6 protein-coding genes are annotated in these 8,514 nt (G+C 46.5%); 4 read left to right on the top strand and 2 right to left on the bottom strand.

Features of this window, described 5'->3' with window-relative positions; genetic code table 11:
- A partial coding sequence (gene mprF, locus MMG82_RS18445) for a bifunctional lysylphosphatidylglycerol flippase/synthetase MprF (RefSeq protein ID WP_241407256.1) occupies positions 1–2,523 on the top strand: 2,523 nt, incomplete at its 5' end.
- 7 nt (positions 2,524–2,530) lie between these two features.
- Positions 2,531–3,262, top strand: coding sequence for an AcvB/VirJ family lysyl-phosphatidylglycerol hydrolase (locus MMG82_RS18440; RefSeq protein WP_047537020.1), 732 nt, complete (start codon positions 2,531–2,533; stop codon positions 3,260–3,262).
- Between the two features lie 101 nt (positions 3,263–3,363).
- Here MMG82_RS18440 and MMG82_RS18435 read toward each other — a convergent pair whose 3' ends face one another.
- Complete coding sequence (locus MMG82_RS18435) at positions 3,364–4,431, bottom strand: DUF3083 family protein (RefSeq protein WP_037419975.1); 1,068 nt, start codon at positions 4,429–4,431, stop codon at positions 3,364–3,366.
- 144 nt (positions 4,432–4,575) lie between these two features.
- Entirely contained in the window at positions 4,576–5,175 is a 600-nt protein-coding gene (locus MMG82_RS18430; RefSeq protein WP_037419972.1) for an arylesterase, read from the bottom strand.
- Between the two features lie 52 nt (positions 5,176–5,227).
- Here MMG82_RS18430 and MMG82_RS18425 point away from each other — a divergent pair, with 52 nt between their 5' ends.
- Both MMG82_RS18425 and MMG82_RS18420 read left to right on the top strand, forming a co-directional pair.
- Positions 5,228–5,977, top strand: a complete 750-nt coding sequence (locus MMG82_RS18425; RefSeq protein WP_047537023.1) for an ABC transporter ATP-binding protein — start codon at positions 5,228–5,230, stop codon at positions 5,975–5,977.
- A 3-nt stretch (positions 5,978–5,980) separates the two neighbouring features.
- Positions 5,981–8,482, top strand: coding sequence for an FtsX-like permease family protein (locus tag MMG82_RS18420; protein ID WP_047537026.1), 2,502 nt, complete (start codon positions 5,981–5,983; stop codon positions 8,480–8,482).
- Positions 8,483–8,514 lie beyond the last annotated feature (32 nt).

Raw genomic sequence — 8,514 nt, 5'->3', positions numbered from 1 at the left:
TTGATAATATTCACAGTCTCGTTGTTTCTGCTATATAACTTAGAGCAGGATTATCAGTTAAATGATATTTTTTTAGAGATTAAACAATTTGCACCATCAAAAATTTTATTAGCGGTTTTATTGACGTTGGTCAGTTATCTACTATTAACATTATATGATTATCTTGCCATTAGAAAACTAAAATCGCCCTTAAGTTATCAACAGATAGCTCCTGTTTCATTTCTGGCATTTACCTTCTCTAATACGATAGGTTTTTCATTATTGACCGGTACTTCTATACGCTACAAATTTTATTCTGAATTAGGTTTGAGTGGCAATAATATTACCCAGGTTGTACTCGCTTGCTCAGTGACATTTTTCCTTGGACTTTTCTTTATCTGCGGACTTGCTCTGATTAGTTTTCCTGCAGAGCAACTTTCCGACTTACCGTTGCCAACTTGGTTTTTCTCTCTTAATCGAGTGATTGGTATCTTGATGTTGCTGGGTGTCATTAGCTATTTTGTATTTAGCCTGATCTGGAAAAGGTCTATTCATTTTCGTGGGTTCGAATTGGCACCACCGATTTTTTCCTTATCTCTAAAGCAGTTTCTAGTATCGAGTATTGATTGGATCGTTGTGGGGACATTATTTTACTCTCTACTACCTGAGGTGGATGGATTAAGTTATTTACAGGTCCTTAGCATCTTTTTTGTAGCTAATGCAATCGGGGTGCTTGCCCATGTGCCTGGAGGGATTGGCGTATTTGAAACGGTAGTTACTGTTACCTTATCGCAATATTTACCTGCCGAACAAATTTTAAGTTCAGTGATTATTTATCGATTAATGTATTACATAGTGCCATTTGTTTTAGCGCTGATGTATTTTGTGGCAACCTTAGTATTAACTAATAAGGATAAGTTTTCTAAGTTAAATGTTAATTTACAGATTGTCAGGCAATTATTGCCACCATTATTAAGCATTAGTGTTTTTGGCGTTGGCTTAGTGTTGTTGCTATCGGTTGTTAACCCTTCCATTATTCATAAATATCATTGGCTAGGTGAGATAGTGCCGCTACCAATTGTGGAACTATCAAGTTTGATATTGAGTGCGAGTGCTATTTTACTCTTGCTATTATCACACGGTCTATTTAAACGTTATCAAAAAGCGTTTGAGTTAACGCAAAAACTCTTATTGGTAGCCATGGTGTTTATTGTACTAAAGGGCGCTCAGTGGCAGATATCCCTCGCACTTGGTCTTATCTATTTATTAATGCTGCCCTGCGAGCAGGTTTTTTATCGCCAAGGTTCTATTGTGGGAATTAAATATTCTTTTGGTTGGGCCTTATCGCTGGCGGCGGCATTATTTTTGATGATGTGGGTGCTATTTTTTGCCTATCAGGATGTGGATTACGATCATTCACTTTGGTTTACTTTTTCTCAAGATAGCCATGTGTCCCGTGCATTGCGGGGTGGGGCGGTTGCCCTAGTGATCTTGTTGATTTTTGCATTTCGCTACGTGTTAGCGATGAGAAGACCGCAAACCCGTCTATTGGATGAGCATACTTTAAGCTGCGCTATGGATATCGTCGCTAACGCTCCAAGTAGCCACGGATTTCTTGCTTTAGTTCAAGATAAGTCATTGTTATTTAATGAAGATAACGATGCATTTTTAATGTATGCTCGCGCAGGACATTGCTGGGTTGTGATGGGCGATCCGATTGGAAATCCAGATAAATTTGATGATTTACTCTGGCAGTTTAGGGAGTTATGCGATGCTTACGATGGTTGGCCAGTATTTTATCAAGTCACGCAAAAGTATTTACCCCACTTTTTAGAACAAGGGTTGAGCCTATATAAACTCGGCGAGGAGGCCATAGTGCCCTTGGCGGAATTTGATTTACAGTCGAGTAAGTATCGTAGCTTGCGTCAAAGTCATGCGAAGGCTTTAAGGGAAGGGTTACGGTTTAAAATTATCGAGGCCAGTGAAGTGAAGGCCCTATTGCCAACGTTAGAGGTTATTTCTTCGAGCTGGCTTAAGGCGAAGCAAGGTCGAGAAAAGGGATTTTCAGTTGGGTATTTTTCTGCTGCTTACCTGTGCGCCACGCCGATGGCCTTAGTGTATTTAAACGACGAGCTTGTAGCTTTTTCCAATGTGTGGGCCAGTGCGGCCAAAATAGAGTTTTCGGTTGATTTGATGCGCTATGAGCCTAGTTTATCGGGCAGTAATATTATGGATTTTTTGTTTACAGAACTCTTGCTATGGGGCAAACAGCAAGGATATCAGCTGTTCAATCTTGGCATGGCGCCCATGTCTGGATTGACTGATAGAGCCTTGGTGCCATTTTGGACTAAGCTTGCCAAAACGGTTTATAAGAAGGGGAATAAATTTTACAACTTTCAGGGGCTTAGAAGGTATAAGGATAAGTTTAATCCAAGGTGGGAGGCTAAGTATTTGATTTGTTATGGTGGGCTCTCTTTACCTGTAGTGGTGGGCAGTCTGGTGACCTTAACGAGTCGTGGTACAACTGGCGTATTTAAAAAGTAGGTGCGAGATGACGAAATCCTTAATCAAGCTACTGAGCGTTTTACTTTTATGTTCCACTGCTAACGTCTTTGCTGATGAGTTTGCCGATAATTTGGGGCTGACCCTATTGCCTGTCGAATCATCAACTCAGGTAAAAGCTGCGTCATCCCATGCCAAACCACCGTTGGTGATTTTTTTGAGTGGTGATGGTGGCTGGGCAACACTTGATAAAGCCGTAGGGGGCATTTTGCAGCAGCAGGGCTGGCCTGTCGTCGGCTGGAGCTCGCTGAAATATTATTGGAAACAAAAAGATCCTAAAGAGGTCACCCAAGATACCTTAGCGATTATTGATAAGTACCAGGCGGAATTTGGCACGCAAAAAGTGATTTTGATTGGTTATTCCTTCGGGGCCGAAGTGATTCCCTTCGTGTTAAATGATATGCCCGCTCAATATCGGCAGAATGTCTTGGGTGCTGTGCTGCTTTCTCCTTCACAATCCTCGGATTTTGAAATCCATGTGAGTGAGATTGTCACCTCGGATAACCAATCGGCTCGTTACTTAACCTTACCCGAAGTCAACAAACAAACCACTGTGCCTATGCTTTGTCTCTATGGTAAAGAGGACGATGCGCCGCTGCATTTATGCCCAGAGGTCAAGCAGCCCAATGTCACTGTGATGGAATTAAGCGGTGGCCACAGTTTTGATGACGATTACGATAAAGTGGTCAAGTTGATAAAAGGTTGGCTGAAGTCAAGTTAGAGGGCTTTAGTGCATGGCATCGTATAAGCCTAATGCTTTGCAATTATAGATAAAAAGGGCGCAGATGCGCCCTTTGTTTTAGGTCGTGCTACAGCGAATAACTAGAGTTGGTAGCTAATGTGCTGATGGAAGCGCACCACGAGATCTTCACGCTCAGGATCTAGCCCAATCTCGGCGGCAAAGGTTTTCAATGCGGCTTCAACGTTATTCATAAAACGGCCATAGCCTGAGTCATCACAGTCCTTCGCACCCGCGACAATAGTAAAATGCGCGGCTTCGACTAAGTTATCAGCATCCCAGCGGCGAATTACTTGCTGCTCAGTTGCGTTCGGGTCAAAACCAATCATCTGCACTTCGGCCTTGCTGTCGAGTTTTTCAAACTTACTGTTACGCACTAAGGGAGTTAAGCCGTTGGCGATCATAGCCAAGCGCGTTAATTGCTTATTGGTAGCCGCCTTGATGAAATTATCCTCAAGGTGTTGATATAACGGGCTAAAGTCAGTTGCTGACTCTGGTAGTAAACCTTGTTTGAGTTTGCGACTCAGCGGCAGGCTGACGGTGACATAGGTGAGTGAGCTGACATTTTCCGGCAGGTCACATTTTCTGGCTTTGTATCTTGGTGCAATGGCTCTGAGTTTATAGCCGTAGGTTTCTTTATTACCTTTTGATTTGGCGAATAAATCATAGGATAAATGCTGGTGGTCGCGGATCTTTACCTTAAGATCTTTAATCGGCAGCTTAGGCATTAATTCGTTTAATAGCTCCCGTACACGGGTATGGAAATTAGCTGAGTTGCTGCGGATTTCATCGCCAGTCGCTAAGAAAACAATACGCAGTTTGCGGGCGCGGTAGTTGTCCGCAGTGAACAGATTTTGTGCCTCGTGATAGGCGGGATTGTAAAAAAACAGAATTTGTTCAGCGGTTTGGAAACAATACGCTTCGGTATGGTAACGCACGACTGGCAGTTTATCGTTAGTGATCACATGGACGTTACGGAGATCGTGTTGTTCTGCCAAGTTAAAAATAATGCGGCTTAAGGTTTGATAACAGCTATGGTAATCGGGGTATTGCGCCAGTAATTCATCCGTGACTTTAATTTCGGCGGTGATGTACTGATTGGTACGAGCTTCCTTGGGTATGTACACTTTTTGCTGATGGCTAAGGGACATATTGACTCCTTGTTGGGTTAACCATTTGCTAACACGAATTTTACTGTTTATCTCAGGCGTTAATGTTGCGTTGGAGCATGTTTTTATCGCTTAAATACAAGTTTACATCAGCAAGCTGTTTATTAGCTTAAAATTGCAGCGATTTTATTGAGTTAAGGCTTTTTCAATCCAAGGTTGCATCCAAGTGGCAATCTTCTCTTGGGCCTTTTCATTGGGATGAATACCGTCTCTTTGCATCAACTCTGGATGGGGAGCGACCTCCTGCATAAAGAAGGGGATAAGGTCAATATCCTCATCTTTTGCAATCTCTTGATACACTTGGGTGAACTTTTGGCTATAGCGAGGGCCATAGTTAGGCGGTACCATGATTTCGGTCAGTAGCACTTTAGCACCGCTATTTTGGGCTAGGGTAATGATTTGGGTTAGGTTATTTTTGAGTTGCGTCGGGGGGAATCCACGTAGACCATCGTTACCACCGAGTTCGACTACTACCAAATCGGGGGCAACGGAATCGAGCAGCGCAGGCAAACGACGCAAACCGCCCGCTGTCGTTTCACCGCTCACCGAACCGTTGGTAAATTCATGCTCGGGTAAGTTTTTTTGCAGCAGCGCCACCCAGCCTACTTGTTCCGACATGCCATAGCTGGCACCTAAGCTATCGCCGAGGATCAACACTTTCGCCGCCTGAACTGGCGTGGTTATAAATAGACTTAACAGGATGCAGGCGCTCACGGCCTTTGCCATAGGCTTGCATCTTAGCAATTGACGCAAGAACGATTTGTATAAGAAGGATCCTATGTCTAACGTCGTTTCAAAAAATAGTGCCATTAATGTGGTTAACCTCGAAAAATCGGTGACTACTCAGGAAGGTTCGCTCACTATCCTCAAGGGCATTAACTTAGATGTCAAGCAGGGCGAAAGTGTTGCGATATTAGGACCCTCCGGCTCGGGTAAATCGACGCTACTTGGCTTACTCGCCGCGCTCGACACCCCAACGGCGGGGGAGATTTGGCTCGATGGCCAGGCCCTATCACCGCTCAATGAAGAACAGAAAGCCGCGCTGCGTAAGCAAAAAGTGAGCTTTATTTTTCAATCTTTTATGTTAGTTGATACCTTAACCGCCCTTGAAAATGTGATGCTACCGGCCGAGCTTGCCGGAGTTAAAAATGCCAAGGAGAAGGCCGAGGCCATGCTGGGGCGCGTGGGGTTATCCCACCGTTTGACCCATTTACCTAAACAGTTATCCGGCGGTGAGCAGCAAAGGGTGGCCATTGCCCGCGCCTTTATTTGTGAACCTAAAGTGCTATTTGCCGACGAGCCAACCGGCAATTTGGACAGTGTTAACGGCCATAAAATTGCCGATATGTTGTTTGAGCTGAACCAAGAAAGCTACACCACGCTCATCCTAGTCACCCATGACTTACAACTGGCGAAGCGTTGCCAAAGGCAACTGGTTATGGACAACGGCCACTTGCAGGAAGAGTTGGATTCGGCCCAATCGCACAATGTGAATGACAACCTTGAATTAAGCGCCAAGGAGGCCTAACCCATGGAGCTTAATTTGGCATGGCGCCTGTTTAAGCGCGAGTTGCAACAGGGGCAGTTGTTATTGATTATCCTCGCCATTACCTTGGCGGTGCTGTCGGTTAGCGGTCTTGCGCGGGTCAGTGAGCGTTTGCAAGTTGCTATCAACGGACAAGCGACTCAGTTTATCGCCGCCGATCGTATTATCGACTCTCCCGTTCAAATTGACGCCAGCATTCTGGCCAAGGCCGAGGAGCTTGGCCTTAAGCATGTCACCAATATGCAATTTAATTCCATGGTGTATGCGGGGGATAAGTTTCAGTTAGTCACAGTGCGTGCGGTTGAGTCCGGTTATCCACTTAAGGGAGACATCGAACTTAAAGCGGTCAATGGCCAAGATGTAAAAGCCCAAGACTTGCCCCACGCCGATGAGGTGTGGTTCGAGAGTCGCTTAGGGGGACTCTTGGGATACCCGCAAACACTGGAATTAGGCAACAGTGAGTTTCGTTTAAGTCAAGAAATCAGCCGCTTACCCGATGCGGGTTTTAATCCGTTTGCTTCTTCCCCCGTGGTATTAATGCGGATAGAAGATGTCGCCAAGACTGGGGTTATCCAACCCGGCAGCCGAGTGACGTATCTGTATCAATTTGCCGGTGAAGAAAGCGCCTTAAGCGCCTTTGAAAATAGCGTTAAACCGCTGCTGAATAATTCCCAGCGCTGGGTCGATGTGCAGTCTGGCGATTCACCGATAGCGGGCGCGGTGAAGCGGGCGGAGCGTTTTTTACTGCTGGCAAGCTTGCTCGGTATTGCCCTTGCTTGCGCCGCGATAGGGATTGCCGCCCAACGTTACTGCCAACGTCATTATGATGTGGTGGCTATGCTTAAAACTTTTGGCGCCTCATCAACGCAAATTCGTCGACTATTCGGCATTCATTTACTGCTCGTGACGCTGTTTGGTATTGTGCTGGGGTTAATCGGCGGGGCACTGCTGGATTTAGGCATTAATCAACTGTTGCCCCCTGAAATCGCTGCCTATTCGCCGCCATTGACGCGGCCGCTACTGCTTGGGATCAGCACTGGGCTTATCAGCGCCTTTATGTTTTCGGCCTATCCTTTAATGCGTCTGCTGGCGATTCCGCCACTGCGAGTCTTACAAAGGCAACTCGAAGGCTTGCAGCTCGGCATGTGGCTGCATTTACTCTTAAGTTTAGGGGCGATGGCCCTGTTGGGATATCTGTATTCCCAAAGCTGGGCGCTGACACTGACGGTAGTCGCAGCAGTGCTGCTACTCGGCGTATTGCTCAGTATTTTAGGTTTTGTGATGATCCGCCTTGGCCACAGTGTCGGCATGAAAACCACCAATCCATTGCAACTGGCACTTGCGGGGTTACGCCGCCGTGCGCGGCAAAATGCGGTGCAACTTGTGGGCTTTAGTGCGGCTTTGGTATTGTTACTGACGATTTTGGCGCTTAGACAGGATTTACTCAACGAGTGGCAAAAACAGCTGCCCGAGAATGCACCTAACTATTTCTTGGTCAATATCGCCCCCGATGATGCTAAACCATTAAACGACTTTATGGCACAAAAGGGCATTGCAGCCACGGATATCTACCCCGTCATTCGTGGCCGGCTGACACAAATTAATGGTGAGACCTTGATCTCTAACGAGCAGGCCGAGGCCGGAGAGAAGGGGCGAGTAGGGATTTCCCGCGAGCTTAATCTCACTTGGCGCAATAGCTTGCCTGCCAACAACGAGTTGATTGAAGGGCATTTTAATCAAGTTGCTGATGAGGTGTCGGTGGAATCCGGTGTTGCCGAGCGTTTAGGGCTAAAACTGGGTGATACGCTGACCTATATGATTGATAACCAAGAGCTAAGGGTTAAGGTCGCCAGTATTCGTGCCGTGCACTGGGAAACATTACAGCCAAACTTCTTTATGATCTTCACCCAAGAAGCGTTGGCGCCCTTTGCCTATACCTCGATGGCAAGCTTCTACCTCGACGACAAAAATGCGGATTTGCAAGGGAGTGGCGCACCGAAGAACACCGTGATCCTCGAACTTATTCAGCAGTTCCCAACCGTGTCGATTATCGATGTTGGCGCCATGGTGGGGCAATTGCGGCAGATCATTGAGCAGGTGTCACTGTCGCTGACGTTAGTCTTGATCCTCGTCTTACTAGCGAGTTCCTTAGTGCTTATCGCCCAAACCGAGGCGGGAATGGCGACGCGCCAGCGTGAACTCGCGGTGCTGCGTACCTTTGGCGCCTCGGGCTGGTTACTGCGTAGTGCCACTGGGCTTGAATTTGCCTTACTGGGGGGCATAGCTGGGGTGCTTGCAGTGATAGTGGCGGAATTTGCGCTGTATCTGTTAAAGACCCAAGTGTTTGAGCTCAACGTGTATATGCACTGGCCCTGGTGGGGGATTGCCCCTGTCTGCGGCGCCTTATTGGTCGCGCTGCTGGGTGTATGGCGCTGCCGCCAATTACTCAATCAATCCTGCGCTGAATTATTAAAAGTGGGCACTTAAGATGAGGTCAGTTTGGAGCTGAGGCAAACGCT

Source organism: Shewanella sp. MM_2022_3 (assembly GCF_022557375.1).
GTDB lineage: Bacteria > Pseudomonadota > Gammaproteobacteria > Enterobacterales > Shewanellaceae > Shewanella > Shewanella xiamenensis.
Note: the sequence above shows the minus strand (reverse complement) of the source record. Positions and strands in the feature narration are given on the sequence as shown.

Excerpts from the sequence above, each read along its gene's own strand:
- MMG82_RS18430 (WP_037419972.1), bottom strand. The coding sequence starts at position 5,175 with ATGGCAAAGGCCGTGAGCGCCTGCATCCTGTTAAGTCTATTTATAACC.
- MMG82_RS18420 (WP_047537026.1), top strand. The coding sequence starts at position 5,981 with ATGGAGCTTAATTTGGCATGGCGCCTGTTTAAGCGCGAGTTGCAACAG.
- MMG82_RS18440 (WP_047537020.1), top strand. The coding sequence starts at position 2,531 with ATGACGAAATCCTTAATCAAGCTACTGAGCGTTTTACTTTTATGTTCC.
- MMG82_RS18435 (WP_037419975.1), bottom strand. The coding sequence starts at position 4,431 with ATGTCCCTTAGCCATCAGCAAAAAGTGTACATACCCAAGGAAGCTCGT.
- MMG82_RS18425 (WP_047537023.1), top strand. The coding sequence starts at position 5,228 with ATGTCTAACGTCGTTTCAAAAAATAGTGCCATTAATGTGGTTAACCTC.